The following is a 19,904-nucleotide window of genomic DNA, read 5'->3' as shown; positions in this document are numbered from 1 at the left end:
GCGCCTACGGACGCTCGGCCCGCAGCCTCCGCAGGAGGTCACGGCTCGCGACGGTGAAGGGGTGGTCCTGGCCGAGGCTCTGGGCGCGGCGTGCGACGACGTCGTCCATGAGCGCGATGCCTTCGCCGGTGTGACCGAGCGCGGTGCGGGTGCGGGCCTGGAGTTGGCGGGCGGCGAGGGCGATGGGGTAGTCGGGTCCGAAGCGGTGCAGATAGGTCTCGGTCACCTCGCCGATCTCGCTGTCGGCTTCCTCGAGACGGCCCAACTGGAAGAGCGCCCAGGCGTGGTTGTGGCGGGCTCCCACGGAGACGGTGTGGTCGACGCCGAGGTGTTCCGCGCACTGCCCCGGCAGCGACAGCAGGCCCGTGCGTCCGTCCTCCGCGGTCAGTTCCGCGGCGCCGAGCGCGGCCAGGATGCTGGACCGGGAGCGCAGCGTCAGCGGATGCCACGGCCCCAGCGCGGCCTGGCGGCCCGCGGCCGTGGCGTACAGGAGCGTCAGCGACTCCTCGGCGTGGCCGAGATTGCGCAGGACGAGTTGGAGCCCGTGCGCGCTGTCGAGGCTGTCCGGGTCCTCGGCTCCGAACTGCTGCCGCTGGGCGGTGAGCGTGCGCCGCAGCGACTCCTCGGCCTCGGCGTAGCGGCCCAGCCGGAACAGGACCCGTCCGGCGCGTGAGCGTGCCGCGAGTACGGCCCGGTGTCCGTCTCCGAGCGTCCGCGCCGCGATGTCCGCCGCCGCGCCGACGGTCTCCCACGCCGACGGGTAGTCGCCGGTGCGGTGCATCGCGGTGGCCAGCCGGGTGGCCACCTCCAACACCTCGGCGACGACGGCGGGTTCGCCCGTCCTCCGGAGCAGTGCGCGTACGTGGGGCGCGAGGAGCCGCAGCCGCGGATCGTACGGCCCCGCGTCGGGCACGTCAGGCAGCGCGGCGCCGAGCAGACCGCCGGCCGTTGCGTCGAGCAGAGGGGCCTGCGCCGCCGGGGTGGCGGCCACGACACTGTCGAGCAGTACGCCGTGCCCGAGAACGCAGCGCAGCCCCGCGTTGTCGCCGGGCGTCGGTCGCCATCGGGGCGACCACGGGGGCTCTGGCGGTCCGCGTGAGCACCGCCAGTTCCGGATCCACGGCTCCCCCTGCCATTTAATAATCTGATCATATTGCCTTTGAGTCAATACGAGGACCGGTCGGGTCCGATGTGGATCATTATTGCACCGGGAGTTGAATTGCGATAGGCATCCGAAGGTGGTCACCTCTCGTCGTGGCATATGCCAGACGGCTGGTTTTCGGGTACTCTCCGGCTGTAGTGACGCCGGTGCGGGTACGATCCGCACGCGGTGCGACAGTACGTAGCCGATCCTGGGGGCAACCATGACCAGACCATGGGAAGCAAATCCCGACACCACATTCTTAAAGCGCCTCGGTAAATCACCTCAGGAGCTGGGGAATACGACCGACACCCCCGACTGCCCCGACATCTGGGAGCTGGAGAACGGCGACATCGCCGTCATCGGCCGGGATCTGACGGCCTCCCTCGGGCGGAATCTGCCCGCCGGGGTCTCGGTCGGCTCCGACGAGCGACTCGTCGTCATCCCAAGAAACATGCTGATCGCGGCGAAACCGGACATTCCCAGTGTTTGACTCCTTTCCCAACGGCACCTTCGAACGCCTCGCCCGGCCCGCCTACCACGAGGAATTCTTCCGAATCCTCAAAAGCGGCGTCAGGAGCCAGGACAAGCTGGAACGCGGCCAGCATTTCCAGGAACGCGGTTTCGCGAGCTGGGAAGCATTCGCCGCCGGGCGCTGGGAAGAAGCACTCGCGCTCATCGAGGAAAGGCGTCCGGCCTACGCCCAGCAGTTCGCCGAGGCGGAGGAGCTGGGCGTCGCGCAGCGGCGGCTCCGAGTCGTCGAATTCCCCGTGACGCCGTACGTGCAGTGGGAATTGCACGTCCTGCGCCTGCGCGCGGCGGTGGGCGACCGGATCAGGGTCCTGGACGCGCGGACGATCGCGGACATCGAACGCGAGCGCACGGTGCCGGAGGTCGTGATCCTCGGCGACGTGGTGATGTACGAGGTGCAGTACGACGACGAGGGAAACGCGGACGGGGCCAGGCGGTATGCGGAACCCGCCCTGATCGCGGAGACCAGGGCGGGGTTCGCGTCGCTCTACGCGCGGGGTGAGCCCTTCGGCGACTTCTTCGAGCGCGAGATCGCCACGCTCTCACCGCCGGTCATCGACGGCGTCGGCTAGGGCGTGTCCGCGAGAACCACGCAGGCGGTGAGGTGCCAGGTCTTGGCGGGGAGGGTGGAGAGTTCGAGGTCGACGGAGCGGCCGGAGGGGCCGCCGTCGAGGGGGACGGGGAGCCAGGCGAATTCGCGGCCGTCGAGCTGGGGGGTGCGGGCGAGTTCCTTGCCGTCGGCGCGGACGATCAGGGGGCGGTTGAAGGTGTTGGGGTCGCCGGTGAGGAGATGGGCGGTCGCGGGCCCCGCGGGGAGGGTGAGGCGCAGGACGGTGGGGGCCGCGGAGCGGACGTAGTCGCGGCGGACGACGTCGAACAGGCCCGTGTCGGTGGCCTCGGGCCTGCCGCCGACCCAGCCGAAGCCCGCGCCCTCGGTCCAGGCGGAGTCGGGGGAGAGGCGGGTGTAGCCCTTGAGGACGGGGGACGAGGAGGTCCCGGCGTCGAGGGCGTACAGGCACCGCGCGGCGGGCGGGACGACGACGGTCTTGGCGAAGCTGCGCAGCGAGGCGTCGAGGGCCTGGACGGAGCCGGACCGGGGGAGGGCGTGAATCGTGGTGAGCGAGGGGGTCCGCGGCGGGACGACGGTCAGCTCCACGGTCGCGTCGCCCGCCGGGTCCACGTAGGCGGTCGCGGGCTCTGACCGCCAACCGGCCGGTACGTCGAGGGAGATGTCCGTACGGAGCCCGGAGCCGGTGGCGTTGACGACCTGGACGGGCAGCTCGTTGAGCTCACCGCCCAGCAGGACCGTGTCGGCCGGGGCGACGACGGCCTGGAGCCAGCCGCGCCGCTCGTCGCGTATCCGGCTCAGCTCGAACCAGTACGCGACCAGGGTGTCGCGCCACTTGGCCGCCTCCGCCGCCTGCCGCTCCAACTGCCCGTGCACGTCGGCGAGTCGGCGGTGGTCGACGCGGCGGCGCAGGGCGTCCCAGGCGTCGCGCATGTCCGCCACGCGCGCCGCGCCGGAGAAGTGGGTGTCGTAGATGTGCTGGATCACCGTGCTGCCACTGGCCAGTTGGTGGGTGTACGGCACGTGGTGGAGGAAGAGGAGCAGCTCTTCCGGGCAGTCGGCCAGTGATTCGTACATGTCGCGGGTCGCGGGCGCGTACACGCCGGTGTAGCCGTCGCCGGTGGCGAGCGTGCGGTCGTAACCGACGCCGTTGCGGTCGGACTTGTGGAACTGGGTGGTCGTGGTCGGGCTCGGCTCGAAGTGCCCGGTGACCGAGCCGTCCGGCGGGTGGGTGAGGTAGCCCGTGCCCAGCGGCGAGGTGTAGTCCTCGTAGGTGCGCCAGGAGCCGAGCAGCAGTGCGGAGACGGTCGTCACGACCTGGGCGTCGTTGCCGAAGGTCATCCGGGTCCACTCGTCGGCGAGTTCGTCGGCGGAGAGTCCCGGATTCCACGAAAGACGCCCGTAGCCATGGGTGTTGGCGGCGGCGAGGTGGGAGCCGGTCCAGTTCCTGGCGTCGCCGAAGTTCATCACGCCGGCGAATCCGCAGTGCGTGTACGGGTACGACCGTCCGGTCACCACCTGGGCCACGGTGCTGCCCGCGTCCGGCTTGAGCGTGTCGAAGTCCAGGACTTCCTTCCACTGCGGCACCAGGTAGCACAGGTGCGTGGAGTGGCCGGTGTACTCCTGCGTCACCTGGAGTTCGATCATCGAGTTGGTACGCGGCAGCGAGCCGAACAGCGGGTGCGCGGGCTCGCGCACCTGGAAGTCGATCGGCCCGTTCTTGATCTGCACGACGGCGTTGTCCGCGAACTTCCCGTCCAGCGGGGTGAAGTCGGCGTACGCCTGCCGGTCCCAATTCGCGTCCGTGTCGTGTACGAACGACCGCCACATCACGATGCCGCCGTACGGCTTCACCGCCCCGGCCAGCAGATTCGCGCCGTCCGCGTGCGTACGCCCGTAGTCCAACGGACCAGGACGGCCTTCGGAGTTGGCCTTGACCAGGAAGCCGCCGAAGCCCTCGATCCTGCCGTAGATCTCCGCGGCCTTCTTCTTCCACCACTCCCGCACACCGGCGTCGAGCGGGTCGGCGGTCGTGAGGCCGCCGATGTCGATGGGCGCGGCGAAGTTCGCCGTCACGTACAGCGCCACGCCGTAGCGCCTCAACACCCCTGCCAGCGCGGCGAGTTTGGTGAGGAACGGCTCGGCGAGATAGGCCGCCGTCGTGTTGACGTTGTTGATCACGGCGCCGTTGACGCCGATCGAGGCGAGGGCGCGCGCGTAGTCCGTGTAGCGCTCGTCGAGCCGGGGGAGCCTGTCCCAGTCGAAGAACGACCGGCCCGCGTAACCGCGTTCGATCGAGCCGTCGTCGTTGTCCCAGTGGTCCGCCGCGCGCAGGGGCGCCGCCGGCCGCTCGGTGACGTCGACCCGCTCCAACGGGCGCGCGGTCTGCACCAGCCGCAGCAGGTGGAACGCCCCGTAGAGCACCCCCCGGTCGGCGTTGGCCGCGATGACGGTACGGGGCCTGCCGCGGTCGGTGACCCGCCGGATCACGTACCCCTCGTCGCCGAGCCCGGCCAGGGCCTTCGCCGGTACGAGCGCGCGGACCAGCGGGGAGCTGTGCGGGGTGCCCACCACGAGAGCCGCGGCCCCGGTCGCCCTGCCGCGCGGCGTCACGCGTCTGGCGAGCAGCCCGCTCAATCCGCGCGCCAACTCGTCGACGGCCGACCGCTGTACGGGCCCGCCGCCCTCCCACACCAGTGAACTCAGCGCGGTCCGATATTGCTTGAGCCGCCCGGCATCGTCCACCTTCCGGTAGCGCAGCCACAGCTCGTACCCGTCCTCGCCGGGCAGCCCGCCGCCCCCCGACGACCCACCGGAAGTGGCCGGTTCCGTCGCTCGCGCCACCTCCGCCGCCTGCGCCGACGCCGGAGCGGAGAGGGCGAGTGAACCGGCCGCGCTTCCCAGCGCGGCTGCCGTGAGGACGCTGCGCCGCCGTATTCCTGAGCTCATGTTTCTCACTTCCGCCGATGGACGAGCAGTGCACGTTCAGGGGGTGAGCACCAACTGGCGCAACCGTCACATGCGCTATGACACGTGTCAACACAATCGGCCAGAAAAGAACATGACGGCTCCGTGGTGTGCATGAGGTCTGGTTCACAAGAGGGGTGTGAAAGTGGGGAGCGCGTGCCAGAAGTGCGCGGATTTGCGGGAGCCATGTCTATCTACATGAACGACGGCCGGGTATGAAACGATCGGAATCCAACAGAGCTGAGGCTGCGTCAGTCATCTGTCGGGCATCCGTCAGGGTCGACTACCGCGCGGCGGACGGGTGTTGGAGGCCGGGGGGCGGCTCGCCCCAAAGGGTGAATATCCATACATGTGTGCTTGTGGTGGCGTGAGCGCGTCCCGGCCTACCGTGGTGTGTTGCCCGCTGTCGCCGCGCGGCGGCGGGCACGGGTGCTTCGTGGTTCGGGTCGAGGTCGAGGGGGACCGCTCATGGCCAGCGCGTTTCAGGAGCAGAAGCTCAGGGGGATGTTCGGCGCGTTCGACGCCGACGGCGACGGCTACCTGCGCGAGGAGGACTTCAGGGCGCTCGTCGCCCGCTGGAACCGGCTGCCCGCGGTGGCGCCGGGCACGGAGTTGCGCGCACGGGTCGAGACGCTGCTGATGGGCTGGTGGGCGGCGCTGCTGGAGACCGGCGACACCAACGGGGACGGCGCGGTCGACTGGGATGAACTGCTCGCGCTCGTCGACCGGTTGCCCACGATGATCGCGGACGTCGTCGCCACCGCCGACACCGTGTTCGAGGCCGTGGACGCCAACGGTGACGGCGTCATCTCCCCTGAGGAGCACCGCACGCTCGTCGAGACCTGGAACGGTCAGCCCGTCGACATGACCGGCGTCTTCGCGCTCCTCGACCTCAACGGGGACGGCCACCTCAGCCGTGAGGAATTCACCTTGCTGTGGCGCCAGTTCTGGATCAGCGACGACCCGGCGGAGCCGGGCAACTGGCTGTGCGGACGGTTCCCGACGCAGCGGCACTGAGGTCGCCGCCGCGGGCCCGTGCGTGAAGCGCCGGGCCCGCGGTCGGTCCGCTCGGGAGCCTTCCTCCCACTCAACTCACCAGCCACTGCGGCCACTTCCACCCGTCCAACCTGTTGGCGCGCCGCGCACGCGGTGCTACTGTCCGCTGCTGACAACGTTGCCAGAGTCGTAGCCGCCTCAGCGACACCGCCCGCTACGGTTCTCGTCCGGTGGAGGTCTCGCGATGAGAAGTCCGCACGACAGCGCACGGGCGTCGCGGAGGCGCCTCTTGCTCCGGGTGGTGACCGCGGGCCTCGGCGCCGCGGCGGCGACCGCCCTGCTCGCACCGACGGTTTCGGCGGACACGAGTGTTCGGCGAACGGCCGCGACGGATCGGGCCGCCATGACGGCCGCCCGTACGGCCCCGGCCGCCCGGTCCGTGACCCCGGCCGCCCGTACGACCCCGGCCGCCCGTACGACCCCGACCGGCCGGCCCGCGACGACGGCCGCCCGTACAACCGCCAGCGTCCGCCCCGCCGCCGCGAGCGTCACGGCCTCCGGCCTCAACTACGTCGCCATGGGCAGCTCGTTCGCCTCCGGGCCCGGCATTCCGCCGCTCCAGACGAGCCCGGGTGCATCGGCGTGCGGACGCTCGGCGAACAACTACGCGAGCCTCGTCTCCCACGACCTGGGGGCGAATCTCTCCGACGCCACGTGCGGCGGGGCCACCACGGCGAACGTGCTGACGACAAGTCAGAACGGTCAGCCGCCGCAGATCACCGCGGTCACCGCCGACACCCGGTTCGTCACGGTCACGATCGGCGGCAATGACGTCAACTACCTGGGCAGCATCGGCACTTACTCCTGCCAGACCAGCGGTGGTGCGAACTGCGGCAGCGTCGACCGCAACGCGATCGACCAGACCTTCGGCGAACTCGCGGGCCGTATCGAGAACGTGGTGAACGCCGTCCACAGCACGGCCCCGCAGGCCCGCGTCTACCTCGTCGACTACTTCACGATCCTGCCCGACACCGGCGTCTGCTCCGGCGTGCCGCTCACCGACGACCAGGCGTCGTACGAGCGCGGCATCGCCTCACGGCTGGCGGCCGTCACCGTGACGGCGGCGAACGCAACCGGCGCCACGCTGGTCGACCTCGCGGGCGCGAGCCACGGGCACGACGCCTGCGCGGCCACGCCGTGGGTGGAGAAGTACACCGTCGCGGCCGGGCGGACCTCGTACCACCCGAACGAGGCGGGCATGCGGGCGGCGGCGTCGCTGGTGGAGTCCGCCCTCGCGTCGACCGGCGTCACGACGGCGGGCGCGATCACCTCCGGCATCCCCGGCAAGTGCGTCGACATCGCGAACAGCGGCACCGCGAACGGCACGGCCGTCCAGCTCTACACCTGCAACGGCACGGCCGCGCAGAAGTGGACGGTCACTCCCGGCGCGGGCGGCGCGGTCCGCGCGCTGGGCGGCTGCCTCGACATCGCCGGGGCCGCCACCGCCAACGGCGCGCTCGTCGAGCTCTGGTCCTGCAACGGCGGCGCGAATCAGCGCTGGGTCGCGCGGTCCGACGGGTCCCTGCTCAATCCGCAGTCGGGCCGCTGCCTCGACGATCCGGGCTCCTCGACGGCCGACTGGACGCAGTTGCAGATCTGGGACTGCAACGGGGGCGCGAACCAGGCGTGGACGCTTCCGGGCTGAGCCCGGCCCGGCCCCGGGCGGGTGACCGGCCGGCGCCTTGAGAAGCCGGTTCGCGGGTCCGGGCGGCGGGAGGGGCGTACGTGCCCGCGTACGTACGCCCCTGCGGTGCGTCTCTACGCCCGTCCCCGATGCCGGCCTCCCCGACCGGGCCCGGACCAGGCACCGGCCGCTCCCGGACCAGGCCCCGACCAGGCCCCGGCCACGCCCAGACGGGGCCCCGACCAGGCCCCGGCCACGCCCAGACGGGGCCCCGACCAGGCACCGGCCACGCCCCCGCCGCGCCCCCGACCCCTGTGCTCACGATCACACTGCTCGGCGTCGCGGTGCCCGTGGTCGTGGCGTGCCCGGCTACCCGCCGCCGCCCGGCCTCCCGCGGCGGGAGAATGTGGCCCGCCCGACCGCTCCCCGCCCCCGTCCGTGGTTATTGTTGCCATACGTCAAATGTTTGGCGTCCGTCGGTGTGCGCGGCGGCTCCTCTGCGGCCCCCGGTCGCGGGTGGCCGGGATCGTCCGGGAGGGCACTGCGATGCAGGGTGTGGCTTTCCGGGGCGGGCTGCGGGCGGACGGGCTGCCCGCCGCGCTCGACGATCCGCGGCGGCTGGCCGCGGTGGCCGCGACCGGCCTGCTGGACACCGGTCCCGAGCCGGAGTTCGAGGACCTGGCGGCCCTGGCCGGTGCGGTGACCGGCTGCTCACGGGCGTTCATCACGCTGGTCGACGAGCGCCGCTCGTTCTGGAAGTCGTGCGTCGGGGTCGACATCACCGAGATCGCGGGGCGGCAGAATCCGGTGCGGGACAGCTTCTGCTACTTCCTGGTCGGCCTGGACGGCGAGCCCTTCGCCGTCGAGGACGCGGCCGCCGACCCGCGCACCCGCGACCACCCCTCCGTACAGCCGATGAAGATCGGCGCGTGGGCGGGTTACCCGATCCTCGGACCGGGCGGCGAGGTGCTGGGCAGCATGTGCGTGATCGACGACCGCCCGCACGCCTGGCGCCCCACGGAACTGGCCACGCTGGCCACCCTCGCGCGGGCGGTCGGCAACGAGATCAATCTGCGGACCTCGCTGGAGACGGCGCGCACCGCGCTGGCCGCGACCACCGACCTCGTACGCAGCCTCCAGGACAGTTTCCTGCCGTCCGTCCTGCCGACGGTCTCCGGTCTGGACGCCGCCGCCTCGTACACGCCGGCGGACGGCGGGATGGTCGTCGGCGACTTCTACGACCTCTTCCAGGCGCGCGGCCCCTGGTGGTGCGCCACGATGGGCGACGTGTGCGGGAAGGGCCCGGAGGCCGCCAAGGTCACGGCGCTGGCCCGGTACACCCTGCGCGCGCAGGCCACGCAGCACCTGTCGCCCGCCGTGGTCCTCGACCACCTCAATTCCGCGCTGCTCGACCAGCGCAAGGACGGCCGGTTCCTGACCGCCGTGCACGCCACCTTCCGTACCACCGCCACCGGGGTGTCCGGCCGCCTGTGCACCGCGGGGCACCCGCCCGCCCTGATCCTGCGCGCCGACGGCCGCGTCCAGGAGTCCGGCCGCCGCGGCAGCCTGCTGGGCGTCCTGCCCGACGTGCGCCTCACCGACGTCCGCTTCCGGCTCGCGCCCGGCGACACGCTTCTGCTCTACACCGACGGGGCCACCGAGGCCCGTCCCCGCCCCATCGTCCCGGGAGCCCCGCGGCCGCTGTTCGGCGAGGAGAATCTCGCCGCCGCCCTCGCCGCCTGCCACGGCATGGACGCCCCTTCCATCGTCCGGCGGATCGGCCGCGTCCTCGACGACCACAGCGGTGGGTGGGCGAGCGACGACACCGCCCTGCTGGCGCTCCGCGTCCCGCCCCGCGCGGCCGGTCGCTGACCCTGATCGCCCCGCGCGGCCGGTCCCTGACCCTGATCGCCCCGCGCGGCCGGTCCCTGACCTTGACCGCCCCGCGCGGCCGGTCCCTGACCTTGACCGCCCCGCGCGGCCGGTCTCTGACCTTGACCGCCCCGCGCGGCCGGTCCCTGACCTTGACCGCCCCGCGCGGCCGGTCTCTGACCTTGACCGCCCCGCGCGGCCGGTCTCTGACCTTGATCGCCCCGCGCGGCCGGTCTCTGACCCTGACCGCCCCGCGCGGCCGGTCTCCGACCGCTCGCGCCGCCGGGCCGCCCCCTGTTCACCTCGGCGCCCTGAGGACAAAAGCCGTATAGCGCCCTAGCCTCGTCTCATGGCTGACCTCCCTTTCGACGACGTCCGGGACTTCGCGAACGCCGACCGCGGCTTCGTCGCCGCGCCCGCGTCCACCGCGGTGACGGCCGAGGACGGGTCGGTGGTGTGGGACTGCGGGGCGTACGCGTTCATGACGGCGGCGCAGTGCCCGCCGACCGCGAATCCGTCGCTGTGGCGCCAGGGGCAGCTCTGCGCCCGGTACGGCCTGTACGAGGTCACGCAGGGGATCTACCAGGTCAGGGGGTTCGACCTGTCGAACATGACCCTGGTCGAGGGGGAGCGCGGCGTCGTCGTCATCGACCCGCTGATCTCGACGGAGACCGCGGCGGCGGCCCTGGCGCTGTACCGCGAGCACCGCGGCGACCGCCCGGTCACCGGATTGGTCTACACCCACTCCCACGGCGACCACTTCGGCGGCTCGCGCGCCATCGTCCCGCACGGCACCGAGCAGGACATCCCGGTCCTGGCCCCGGCCGGATTCCTGGAGCACGCGGTCGCGGAGAACGTGTACGCGGGCACCGCGATGACCCGCCGCGCGGTCTACATGTACGGGTCGGAGCTGCCCAAGGGACCGGCGGGCCAGATCGGCGCCGGTCTCGGCGCGACGACCTCGACCGGCACGATCAGCCTGGTGCCGCCGACGGTGCACATCACCAGCACCGGGCAGGAGGAGACGGTCGACGGCGTACGTATCGCCTTCCAGCTCACTCCCGGCACCGAGGCCCCCTCGGAGATGAACTTCCTCTTCCCCGACCACCGGGCCCTGTGCATGGCCGAGAACGCCACCCACACGCTGCACAATGTGCTGACCCTGCGCGGCGCGGTCGTCCGCGACCCCCGGATCTGGGCGCACTACCTCTCCGAGGCCCTGGCGATGTTCGAGGGCAAGGCGGACGTCGTCTTCGCCTCGCACCACTGGCCCACCTGGGGCCAGGAGGAGATCACCGCGTTCCTCACCGGGCAGCGCGACCTCTACTCCTACCTCCACGACCAGACCCTGCGGCTCATCAACCAGGGCCTGACCGGCCCGGAGATCGCCGAAGAGCTCACCCTCCCGCCCGCTCTGGAACGTACGTGGGCGGCCCGCGGCTACTACGGCTCGGTCTCGCACAACGTCAAGGCGGTCTACCAGCGCTACATGGGCTGGTTCGACGGCAACCCGGCCCACCTGTGGGAGCACCCGCCGGTCGAGCAGGCCCGCCGCTTCGCCGCCGACTACGGCGGCACCGACGCCCTCGTGGCCAAGGGCCGGGAGTACGCCGACGCCGACGACCTGCGGTTCGCCGCCACGCTCCTCAACCACGCCGTGTTCGCCGAGCCCGGACACCAGGGCGCGCGCGAGGCGCTGGCCGCCGTCTACGACCGCCTCGGCCAGGGCGCGGAGAACGGCACCTGGCGCAACTTCTACCTCACCGGCGCCATGGAGCTGCGCGGCCACCTCGCCAAGGTCCGCCTCGACACCGCCAACCCCGAGATGGCCATGGCCCTCACCGTCGACCAGCTCATCGACTCCCTCGCCGTCCGCGTCGACGGCCCCCGCGCCTGGGACACCCGGCTGACGATGGACTGGCACGTCACCGACCACCGCCGCACCTGGCGCCTGACCCTCTCCAACGGCGCCCTCACCTACCGGTCCACTCCCGGCGCCCCCACCGCCACCACCGCGGACCTGACCCTTACCCTCACCCAAGCCCAGCTCCTCACCGCCCTCGCCACCCGGAACCTCGACAACGTCACCACCGAGGGCACCCCCGACACCCTCTCCCGCCTCCTCTCCCTCCTCGCCACCCCGGACCCGGACTTCCCCCTCGTCACGCCGTGAGTCCGGTCGCGGTTCAGCGGTGCGGGCACTTCTCCTTGGACTTCACGACGCTCACGATGACGACGGTGGAGACGTTGTAGCGGGCGGGGGAGGGGTGTTGGGAGCAGACGGTCCAGTTGCTCGACCACATGGGGGAGCGGTTGCGGCCGAGGGCGTCCTCGCTGGTGATCTGGTGGAAACCGGAGGTCTGGGCGGCCAGTTGGGCCCGGGTGAGGGACAGGCCCCGTAAGTCCGGGAGCGCGGCCGTCTGTTGCCTGGTGTGTTGGGACCACGCGAAGACGGCGACGACGGCCGCGACGGCCAGGAGAGCACGGACTTTGCGCATGGAGGTCGCCTCCGGTTCGTGGGCCGCTGGCGGAGCGCGCCGACAGCGGAGTGCGTACGCGCGTGGTGCCGTACGAACCCGCCGGAATCGGCACATTCGACGGTACGGGCGGACGCGGCCCGTCCCGTGGGACCGCGGGCGACACTTCGCGGGGACCGGTGGTACCGGGGTACCCCCTCGGCGGTGGACGGACCCGGTCCGTACGGCGGCGCGGCCGACTGCGCGGCCACGGACCGTCACCGCGGGGTGCGCCGGAGGTCCGGAAGGGGCGGCGCCCGTCATTCTGGGTGATGAGAGCGCACTGGTACCGCGGTACCAGTGCCGTGCCGAAGGGTCTCCCACGGTTCCAGGAATCCGCCCGCTCGCCCTCGTAACGTCGAAGGTGCGGGTCGCGCCGCGTGCTCGACGAGTGCGATGACTGCGACGACTGCGATGGGTGCGACGACTGCTGCGAACGCGGTGAGCGCGTGAGTTCCGTGCGCGAGGCGTGTGCGCGGGACGTGAGAGGACCAGGGGACCAGAGGCCGATGATCGAAGTGCGTGAACTGACGAAGCGGTACGGGGACAAGACGGTGGTCGACCGGCTGTCGTTCTCCGTGAAGCCCGGTGAGGTGACGGGATTCCTCGGGCCGAACGGTGCGGGGAAGTCGACGACGATGCGCATGATCGTCGGCCTGGACGCCCCGACCCAGGGCTCGGTGACCGTCGGGGGCCGCCCGTACGCCCGGCACCGGGCGCCGTTGCGCCAGATCGGTGTCCTGCTCGACGCCAAGGGGGTCCACCCGGGGCGCAGCGCGTTCGGGCACCTCAAGGCGCTCGCGCTCACGCACGGCATTCCGCGCCGCCGGGTGGACGAGGTCATCGAACTGGCGGGCCTCGGCAGCGTGGCAGGCAAGCGGGTGGGCGCGTTCTCGCTCGGCATGGGCCAGCGGCTCGGCATCGCCGCCGCCCTGCTCGGCGACCCCGAGGCCGTCATGCTCGACGAGCCGGTCAACGGCCTCGACCCCGAGGGCGTGCTGTGGGTGCGCAATCTGCTGACCGGGCTGGCGGCCGAGGGCCGGGCCGTGATGCTCTCCTCGCACCTGATGAGCGAGATGGAGCTGATCGCCGATCACCTCGTGGTCATCGGGCGCGGACGGCTCCTCGCCGACACCTCGCTCAAGGACTTCACGCACCAGGCCGGCGGCGGCGGGGTGCGGGTCGTCAGCGGCGAGGCCGCCCGGCTGCGTGAGGCGCTGGCCGCGCCGGGCGTCACCATCACGTCCTCCTCCGACGAGGAGTTGCTCGTCCACGGCTGGGCCGCCCGTGACATCGGCACGGTCGCCGCGCACTGCGGGATCGCGCTGTACGAACTCGCCCCGCAGTCCGTCTCGTTGGAGACGGCCTTCATGCGTCTCACCCATGACTCCGTGGAGTACCACAGCGACCCCGCGGGCACCGAGCGGAAGGCCGCCTGATGACCACCGACACGATCGCCGTCGCCGTACCCACCGATCGGGACGGGCAGGGGGTGACCGGCCGCCGCGTCCTGCGCTCGGAGCTGAGCAAGTTCCTTTCGCTGCGCTCCAGTTGGATCACCCTGGGGGCCTCGGTCGCCGTACTCGTCGCCTTCGGTGTGATCGCCGCCGCCGTCTACCGTCCCCCCGGCGCCGACGCGACCGGCACGCCCGACGACCCGGTCGGCCTGGCGCTGACGGGCGCGAGCGTCACCGGCCTGATCGTCGGCGTGCTCGGGGTGATGATGTCCGCGGGCGAGTACAGCACCGGCATGGTCCGTTCGACCTACGTGGCGGTGCCGCGCCGGTGGCTGGTCCTGGCGTCGAAGAGCGCCGTGATCGGCTCGCTGGTCCTGGTCCTCACCGCGGTCGCCGCCGTGGTCACCTTCGGCCTGGGCGCGGCGAGCCTGCGCGGCGACGACATCGCGCTGTCCCTGGGCGACGAGGGCGTGCTGCGCGGCCTGGTCGGCGCCGGTGTCTACCTCGCGCTGTTCGCCGTGTTCGGCGTGGCCCTGGGAACGCTGATCCGGTCCGCCTCCGGGAGCATCGCCGCCCTGGTCGGCCTGCTGATGCTGCTGCCCGGCCTGACCGCGCTGCTGCCCGACTCGCTCCAAAACGCGGTCGAGCGGTACACCCCCGGCAACGCGGGCTCGGCCATCTACGCCCTGCACAAGGCGTCGGACTCCCTGTCGCCCGGCGCGGGACTCGCCGTCTTCGCCGCCTGGGTGGCCGTGGCCCTGGCCGCCGCGGCCATCCGGCTGAAGCGGTCCGACGTCTGATCGTCGCAGCGGCCGACCGTTCGTCGGAAGGGTCACCAGCGGTGACAATGAGGTTTATGCACCGGGACCGGGACGTCAGGGCCACGATCGCGGCTCGGGGCCGGGACGTCAGGGGCAAGCTCGCGGCTCGGGGCCGGGATCTCAGGGTCGGGTTCTCGGCTCGGGGCCGGGATGTCAGGGCGCGGTTTCTGGCCAGGAGGCGGGACCCGCGGGTCGAGGTCTCCGCCTGGGACCGGGGCCCCGGGGTCGGATTTTCCGACCGCGACCCCCGAACCGCCTTCGCCGCCCCGGACCGGGGGACGCCGGTGCCGTCCCTCGGGCCCGAGGCGGGACTGGGGCACCCGGTCCTGAACCTCATGCTGCAAGGCAGCAGCTTCCTGCGGGAGTACGACCGGCGCCACCCCTGGCTGCTGGACACCACGGTCGTCCTGCTCTTCGCGGGCGTCTGCCTGCCCAACCTGCTCTCCGGCGGCACGTCCGCGGCCGTCGCGGCGGCCGACGCGCAGGGGGCGCCGTCGACCGCCACCCTCTACGTGCTGTTCGCCGCGCTCGTCCTGCCGCTGTGGTGGCGCCGCCGCGCCCCGGCCACCGTGTTGGTCGTGACGATCGCCGCCTTCCTCGTCCAGTCCGCGATGGACGCCGGGCTCGTCGCCTCGTTCAGCCCGCTCATCGCCCTGCACAATGTCGCCCGGCACAGCTCCCCGCGCGTGCTGGGCTGGGCCACCGCCGTGGCCGCCGCCGCGAATGTGGTCGACGTCTTCGCCCTGGAGCCCGCGGGCAGCGAGTTCCTCGTCCTCTTCTTCCTCCTCGGGCTGGTGACCGCCGCCGTCGCCACCGGTCTGACCCTGCGGACCCGCAGGATGTACCTGACCGCGCTGGAGGACCGCGCCCGGCGCCTGGAGGTCGAACGGGACCAGCGCGCGAGGCTCACCGCCGCCGCCGAACGCACCCGTATCGCCCGCGAGATGCACGACATCGTCGGCCACAACCTCTCCGTCATGGTCACCCTCGCCGACGGCGCCTCGACGCTCGCCGCCCGCAACAACGAGAGCTCGACCCCGGTCCTGCGCATGGTCGGCGACACCGGGCGGCAGGCGCTCGGCGAACTGCGCCGCGTGCTGGGCGTCCTGCGCGGGGACGACGACGCCGCGGACCGGCGGCTCAGACCGCAACCGGGCATCGGCGACCTCGACATGCTCCTCGCACGGGTCCGCGCGGCGGGCCTCGCGGTCACGTACCGCACCACGGGCGAACTCGCCAAGCTGGGCGAGGGCCTGCAACTCACCGTCTACCGCATCGTCCAGGAAGCCCTGACCAACACCCTCAAGCACGCCGGTACGGCCACCACCTCGCAGGTCACCGTGACCGCCGACGCGGGGACGGTACGGATCCACGTCACCGACACCGGCCCCCCGTCGCACGCCGCAGGACCCGCGGCGCCCGCCAACGGGGACGACGAGCACGGCCACGGCCTCGTCGGCATCCGCCAGCGCGTCGCCCTCTACGGCGGTACGGTCACCATCGGCCCGACCACCGACCAGCCCGGATGGACCGTCGACGTCCAACTCGACGCGACCGTCGACCCCACCGACCACAAGGCGGAAAGCCACCTGCCATGACCACCTCCGTGCTGATCGTCGACGACCAGCCCATGCAGCGCTTCGGCCTGCGCATGCTCCTGGAGGGCAGCCCCGGCGTGACCCCCGTCGGCGAGGCCACCCACGGCGCCGAGGCCGTCCGCATGGCGGCCGAACTGCGCCCCGACGTCGTCCTCATGGACATCCGCATGCCCGGCATGGACGGGCTGGAGGCCACCCGCCAGATCGTCGCCGCCGGCGGCCGTACCCGCGTCCTCATCGTGACCACCTTCGACCTCGACGAGTACGCCTACGAGGGCCTGCGCGCCGGGGCCAGCGGCTTCCTCCTCAAGGACGCGGGCCCCGAGGAACTCGTCTCGGGCATCCAGGCCGTGGCCACCGGTGACGCCGTCGTCGCCCCCAGCCTCACCCGCCGCCTCCTCGACGCCCACGCCCACCACGTCCTCACCCCGCCCGACTCCCCGGCCGCCCAGGACCCCCGCCTGCGCGAACTCAGCGCCCGCGAACGCGAAGTCCTCGTCGCCATCGGCAACGGCTGGACCAACTCCGAGATCGCCCGCCACCTCGTCCTCTCCGAGTCCACCGTCAAAAAACACGTCGGCCGCGTCCTCGCCAAGATCGGCGCCCGCGACCGCATCCAAGCCGTCATCCTCGCCTACGACGCCGGCCTGGTCCGTTCCAAACGCTGACCGCCGGAACGTACGTATTCCGCCGCCCTTCCGCCACGTCCCACGCTCAGCCCGGCCCGCGCCCGGACCCGAGGTCACCGGCGGTGAGACCGGGATTCCGGTACCGCTCCGTGAGCCGGTCGACGACGGTGTGCAGCGCCCCGTCGAGCCGGGCCAACGTCAGTGCGCCGCCCGGCCGTTCGTAAGTGAGCAGCTTGAGGATGTTCAGGAAGTGGGACCGTGCGGGGTCCGGTGTCACCGCGTCGAAGCCGACGAAGAGTTCGTAGTGCGATCGGGACGCGGAGACGACGCGTGCGAGCGGGACGGCGGCCAACTCGTCGCGGTTCAGGGGGCGTCCGGTGGCGACGGCGGCGTCGTTGGACAGCGCGAACAGTCTCAGGGCGAGCAGCGCCCTGCTCAGGCCGTCCGCCGCGGGAGCGGTCATCCGCGACGTGACGTAGCCCTCCAGCCGGCGCTCGCGCTGCCAGGACACCTCGTCGTGGACGTCGAACACCGCGTCGCCGTACGCGGCGCAGGCGTCCCAGATCCGCTGGGGGGAGTCGACCGGGTCCGGCATGGAACCGATCCTCCCGTACGCGCCCGGCGATGCGTACGGGCAACGGGAATCCCCGGGGCGCGGGCCCGAAACCTCGGGGTGCGGCCTCGCGCTTCGTGACCACTAGGATCCCGCCATGTCTGACGATCTCGGCTTCACGTGTTCGTGCTGCGGAAACCATCACGCGGAGCTCCCCATGAGCTACTCGACCCTCGCCCCGGACGTCTGGGACCCCGTCTTCGAGGCCGACACGAACAGCATGCTGTCGTCGGACCAGTGCGTCATCAGGGGCCAGCACTTCTTCGTCAAGGGCCTGATCGAGATACCCGTGATCGGTGGCGAGGACGTCTTCTCGTGGGGCGTCTGGGTCTCCCTGAGCAAGGACAGCTTCGCCCGCGCCCTCGACCTGTGGGACACCGAGGGCCGCGAGGCCGAGAAGCCGTACTTCGGCTGGCTCAGCACCGAGCTGTCCCTCTATCCCGAGAGCACCACCGACCTCAAGACCAACGTCCACACCCGGCCGCTCGGCACCCGCCCCTTCATCAAGCTCGAACCCACCGACCACCCCCTCGCCGTCGAACAGCGCACCGGAATCACGCCCGCCCGCGTCCGCGAGATCGCCACGGCGGTGCTCCACCCGGCCTGACCACGCCCGAGGGAAACCGGCAATGGCCCGGCGCCCGCGTTCCCGAGGACCGTGGCATTACAGTCGCCCTCACCGGTCGTCATCAGGAGGTCCCGTGCCGTACGCCGTCGATTTCGTGAACGTGTCCACCGTCGGCCTGGAATCCTCCCCGGTCGCCGAGGCCCTCGCCGGACTGCGCGCCAACGAAGCACGCTATTACAAGAACAAATACGACCACGTCTTCACCGTCAGCCCGGCGGACGAAGCACCCGAAACCCTCGACTGGGTGCACCGCATCCTCTCCGCCGAGCGCGACCTCGTCTTCGCCTCCCGCCCCCTCGAAGTCACCTCCTTCGAGGTGGACGGCCTACGAATGGCCTACGTCTTCTACGAGTCCGGCCTCTCCGTCAACGTCATGTACGGCATCGAAGAAGGCGCCAAGCGCGCGGTCGGATTCAAACTCTCCGAGGGCATGGAAGTCCCCGAAGAACTCTCCCCCCACTTCAAATTCGCCCGCCAAAAATCCAAACTGGCCGGCACCATCCGCGGCTCCTTCTTCGTGATCAAGGGCGAATACTGACCCGCCCTGCGCCGGCCACCGCCTGATCGCGTCAAGTCCCCCACAACCGCCTGGCGTCGGCTCGACGGATCGGTGTCCCGCCGGGTGGGCTATATTCCCAGGCCATGTCTCCGGGGCGGGGACGGTGAGGGTGGGGGAGTGCGCTGGTGCGCAAAGTGACGGTTCGGACTGTGGCTGTGGCAGCGGCGGGCGCGGTGCTGGGGGTGGTGTCGGCCGCGGTACCCGCGCATGCGGCCACAGGGTTCTACGCGTGCCCGAAGGGCTACTTCTGCGGGTGGAAAGGCGAAAGCGCCACCGGCAGCATGATGAAGACCAAGACGAATCTGGCCTCGCTGGGGTCCTTCAACGGCAAGCTGAAGTCGACCGCCAACCGTACGTCGAGTGTGGTGTGCCTGTACGGAACGGACGGCACCTACACCAGCCAGCAGCCCGGCAGTGCGGGGGAAGGCGCAGGTGGCTCGTATCTGCGGACGATGACCTCGCTGAAGTTCTTCAAGACCGAGCGCGAGTGCACAGAGCCGTCCTACGGTTGGTGGCTGTCGGAGAAGAGCCCGGTGAAGGCGGGTTTCGGGGACATCGACGGCGACCGGTACGCGGACGTGCTGTCCCGCGACCTGGCCGGACGGCTGTGGTTCGTTCCCGGCAGCAGCGGTCGCGGACGGCTGATCGGCCCCGGCTGGAATTCCATGACGGCGATGACCCGGCACGGCGACTTCACCGGTGACGGCATCGAGGACCTGCTCGCCCGGGACAAGGACGGCAAGCTCTGGCTGTACCCGGCCACCGGCCGCGGCGGCTTCATGGCCCGCCGCCTGATCGGCCCCGGCTGGAACACCATGACCCGCATCGCAGCCGTCGGCGACCTCACCGGCGACGGCGTCAACGACCTCCTGGCCGCGGACAAGACCGGGAAACTGTGGCTCTACCCCGGCACCGGCCGCAGCCACCTCATGAACCGCCGCCTGGTCGGCGGCGGCTGGAACACCATGAACGCCCTCACCGGCCCCGGCGACCTCACCGGCGACAGGAAGAACGACCTGCTCGCCCGCGACACCACCGGCAAGCTCTGGCTCTACCCCGGCACCGGCCACAGCACCTTCGGCACCCGCAAACTCCTCGGGCCCGGCTGGAACGCCATGGACTCCTTCATCAGCGTCGGCGACACCGACGGCGACGGCGTCAACGACCTCAACACCGTCACCAACCGGACCTATCACGACGGAGAAGAGGGCCGACAGCTCCTCTACTCCGGAACCGGCCACGGAACCCTCCGCGCAGCAAAGGCGACCGGCGCCGATTGGTACGGCCTCAACGGCACCTTCTGACCCCGGCACGCGCCAACTCC

The 19,904-nt window shown here is 71.5% G+C and carries 17 protein-coding genes; 13 read left to right on the top strand and 4 right to left on the bottom strand.

What is annotated here, in order from left to right; translation table 11 throughout:
• Window positions 1-4: 4 nt before the first annotated feature.
• Entirely contained in the window at window positions 5-991 is a 987-nt protein-coding gene (locus ACFZBB_RS25000) for a tetratricopeptide repeat protein (protein ID WP_391126405.1), read from the bottom strand.
• A 373-nt stretch (window positions 992-1,364) separates the two neighbouring features.
• Between ACFZBB_RS25000 and ACFZBB_RS24995 the strand changes: the two genes are divergently transcribed.
• Window positions 1,365-1,634 (top strand): hypothetical protein, encoded by a 270-nt coding sequence (locus tag ACFZBB_RS24995; RefSeq protein ID WP_355335978.1) that lies wholly within the window; start codon window positions 1,365-1,367, stop codon window positions 1,632-1,634.
• Window positions 1,627-2,244, top strand: coding sequence for a DUF6879 family protein (locus ACFZBB_RS24990; RefSeq protein ID WP_391126403.1), 618 nt, complete (start codon window positions 1,627-1,629; stop codon window positions 2,242-2,244). Before ACFZBB_RS24995 ends, ACFZBB_RS24990 begins: the two co-directional genes overlap by 8 nt.
• Here the strand turns inward: ACFZBB_RS24990 and ACFZBB_RS24985 are convergent.
• Window positions 2,241-5,189, bottom strand: a complete 2,949-nt coding sequence (locus ACFZBB_RS24985) for an alpha-glucuronidase family glycosyl hydrolase (RefSeq protein WP_391126400.1) — start codon at window positions 5,187-5,189, stop codon at window positions 2,241-2,243. The two genes, ACFZBB_RS24990 and ACFZBB_RS24985, sit on opposite strands and share 4 nt — an antisense overlap.
• A 486-nt stretch (window positions 5,190-5,675) precedes the next feature.
• Between ACFZBB_RS24985 and ACFZBB_RS24980 the strand changes: the two genes are divergently transcribed.
• The 4 genes from ACFZBB_RS24980 (at window position 5,676) to ACFZBB_RS24965 (ending at window position 11,932) form a co-directional block, all read left to right on the top strand.
• Window positions 5,676-6,224 (top strand): EF-hand domain-containing protein, encoded by a 549-nt coding sequence (locus ACFZBB_RS24980; protein WP_391126397.1) that lies wholly within the window; start codon window positions 5,676-5,678, stop codon window positions 6,222-6,224.
• A gap of 382 nt (window positions 6,225-6,606) precedes the next feature.
• Window positions 6,607-7,908 carry a ricin-type beta-trefoil lectin domain protein gene (locus ACFZBB_RS24975; protein WP_391126395.1) on the top strand — a complete coding sequence of 434 codons (1,302 nt, stop codon included), beginning with the start codon at window positions 6,607-6,609 and terminating at the stop codon, window positions 7,906-7,908.
• A 525-nt stretch (window positions 7,909-8,433) separates the two neighbouring features.
• A complete protein-coding gene (locus ACFZBB_RS24970) occupies window positions 8,434-9,759 on the top strand; it encodes a SpoIIE family protein phosphatase (protein ID WP_391126391.1) in 1,326 nt (441 codons plus the stop codon).
• Window positions 9,760-10,108: 349 nt separating this feature from the next.
• On the top strand, window positions 10,109-11,932 hold the full coding sequence (locus ACFZBB_RS24965) for an alkyl sulfatase dimerization domain-containing protein (RefSeq protein ID WP_391126388.1): 1,824 nt from the start codon (window positions 10,109-10,111) through the stop codon (window positions 11,930-11,932).
• Window positions 11,933-11,945: 13 nt separating this feature from the next.
• On the opposite strand, the gene ACFZBB_RS24960 is transcribed toward ACFZBB_RS24965, so the two are convergent.
• Window positions 11,946-12,257 carry a hypothetical protein gene (locus ACFZBB_RS24960; protein WP_391126385.1) on the bottom strand — a complete coding sequence of 104 codons (312 nt, stop codon included), beginning with the start codon at window positions 12,255-12,257 and terminating at the stop codon, window positions 11,946-11,948.
• Window positions 12,258-12,784: 527 nt separating this feature from the next.
• On the opposite strand from ACFZBB_RS24960, the gene ACFZBB_RS24955 reads away from it, so the two are divergent.
• The 4 genes from ACFZBB_RS24955 (at window position 12,785) to ACFZBB_RS24940 (ending at window position 16,819) form a co-directional block, all read left to right on the top strand.
• On the top strand, window positions 12,785-13,714 hold the full coding sequence (locus ACFZBB_RS24955; protein WP_391126382.1) for an ATP-binding cassette domain-containing protein: 930 nt from the start codon (window positions 12,785-12,787) through the stop codon (window positions 13,712-13,714).
• Window positions 13,714-14,532: an ABC transporter permease gene (locus ACFZBB_RS24950; RefSeq protein WP_391126379.1), complete on the top strand. Its 819-nt coding sequence runs from the start codon at window positions 13,714-13,716 to the stop codon at window positions 14,530-14,532. Before ACFZBB_RS24955 ends, ACFZBB_RS24950 begins: the two co-directional genes overlap by 1 nt.
• Before the next feature lie 356 nt (window positions 14,533-14,888).
• On the top strand, window positions 14,889-16,151 hold the full coding sequence (locus ACFZBB_RS24945; protein WP_391126375.1) for a histidine kinase: 1,263 nt from the start codon (window positions 14,889-14,891) through the stop codon (window positions 16,149-16,151).
• Window positions 16,148-16,819 (top strand): response regulator, encoded by a 672-nt coding sequence (locus tag ACFZBB_RS24940; protein ID WP_391126372.1) that lies wholly within the window; start codon window positions 16,148-16,150, stop codon window positions 16,817-16,819. The genes ACFZBB_RS24945 and ACFZBB_RS24940 overlap by 4 nt, the downstream gene beginning before the upstream one ends.
• A 46-nt stretch (window positions 16,820-16,865) precedes the next feature.
• Here the strand turns inward: ACFZBB_RS24940 and ACFZBB_RS24935 are convergent, their stop codons facing one another.
• Entirely contained in the window at window positions 16,866-17,375 is a 510-nt protein-coding gene (locus ACFZBB_RS24935) for a hypothetical protein (protein ID WP_391126369.1), read from the bottom strand.
• Window positions 17,376-17,550: 175 nt separating this feature from the next.
• Between ACFZBB_RS24935 and ACFZBB_RS24930 the strand changes: the two genes are divergently transcribed.
• The 3 genes from ACFZBB_RS24930 to ACFZBB_RS24920 all read left to right on the top strand — a co-directional run bounded on the left by ACFZBB_RS24930 (window position 17,551) and on the right by ACFZBB_RS24920 (window position 19,884).
• On the top strand, window positions 17,551-18,000 hold the full coding sequence (locus tag ACFZBB_RS24930; RefSeq protein ID WP_391126366.1) for a DUF2199 domain-containing protein: 450 nt from the start codon (window positions 17,551-17,553) through the stop codon (window positions 17,998-18,000).
• A gap of 94 nt (window positions 18,001-18,094) precedes the next feature.
• On the top strand, window positions 18,095-18,559 hold the full coding sequence (locus ACFZBB_RS24925; protein ID WP_391126363.1) for a phage tail protein: 465 nt from the start codon (window positions 18,095-18,097) through the stop codon (window positions 18,557-18,559).
• A 170-nt stretch (window positions 18,560-18,729) separates the two neighbouring features.
• Window positions 18,730-19,884 (top strand): FG-GAP-like repeat-containing protein, encoded by a 1,155-nt coding sequence (locus tag ACFZBB_RS24920; RefSeq protein ID WP_391126360.1) that lies wholly within the window; start codon window positions 18,730-18,732, stop codon window positions 19,882-19,884.
• Window positions 19,885-19,904: the final 20 nt, after the last annotated feature.

The sequence above is a fragment of the Streptomyces sp. NPDC008139 genome (genome assembly GCF_042957025.1).
GTDB lineage: Bacteria > Actinomycetota > Actinomycetes > Streptomycetales > Streptomycetaceae > Actinacidiphila.
Note: the sequence above shows the minus strand (reverse complement) of the source record. Positions and strands in the feature narration are given on the sequence as shown.

Coding starts and splice junctions, on each gene's coding strand:
- ACFZBB_RS24995 (WP_355335978.1), top strand. CDS start 1,365: ATGACCAGACCATGGGAAGCAAATCCCGACACCACATTCTTAAAGCGC.
- ACFZBB_RS24985 (WP_391126400.1), bottom strand. CDS start 5,189: ATGAGCTCAGGAATACGGCGGCGCAGCGTCCTCACGGCAGCCGCGCTG.
- ACFZBB_RS24980 (WP_391126397.1), top strand. CDS start 5,676: ATGGCCAGCGCGTTTCAGGAGCAGAAGCTCAGGGGGATGTTCGGCGCG.
- ACFZBB_RS24975 (WP_391126395.1), top strand. CDS start 6,607: ATGACGGCCGCCCGTACGGCCCCGGCCGCCCGGTCCGTGACCCCGGCC.
- ACFZBB_RS24970 (WP_391126391.1), top strand. CDS start 8,434: ATGCAGGGTGTGGCTTTCCGGGGCGGGCTGCGGGCGGACGGGCTGCCC.
- ACFZBB_RS24965 (WP_391126388.1), top strand. CDS start 10,109: ATGGCTGACCTCCCTTTCGACGACGTCCGGGACTTCGCGAACGCCGAC.
- ACFZBB_RS24960 (WP_391126385.1), bottom strand. CDS start 12,257: ATGCGCAAAGTCCGTGCTCTCCTGGCCGTCGCGGCCGTCGTCGCCGTC.
- ACFZBB_RS24955 (WP_391126382.1), top strand. CDS start 12,785: ATGATCGAAGTGCGTGAACTGACGAAGCGGTACGGGGACAAGACGGTG.
- ACFZBB_RS24950 (WP_391126379.1), top strand. CDS start 13,714: ATGACCACCGACACGATCGCCGTCGCCGTACCCACCGATCGGGACGGG.
- ACFZBB_RS24945 (WP_391126375.1), top strand. CDS start 14,889: ATGCTGCAAGGCAGCAGCTTCCTGCGGGAGTACGACCGGCGCCACCCC.
- ACFZBB_RS24940 (WP_391126372.1), top strand. CDS start 16,148: ATGACCACCTCCGTGCTGATCGTCGACGACCAGCCCATGCAGCGCTTC.
- ACFZBB_RS24935 (WP_391126369.1), bottom strand. CDS start 17,375: ATGCCGGACCCGGTCGACTCCCCCCAGCGGATCTGGGACGCCTGCGCC.
- ACFZBB_RS24930 (WP_391126366.1), top strand. CDS start 17,551: ATGAGCTACTCGACCCTCGCCCCGGACGTCTGGGACCCCGTCTTCGAG.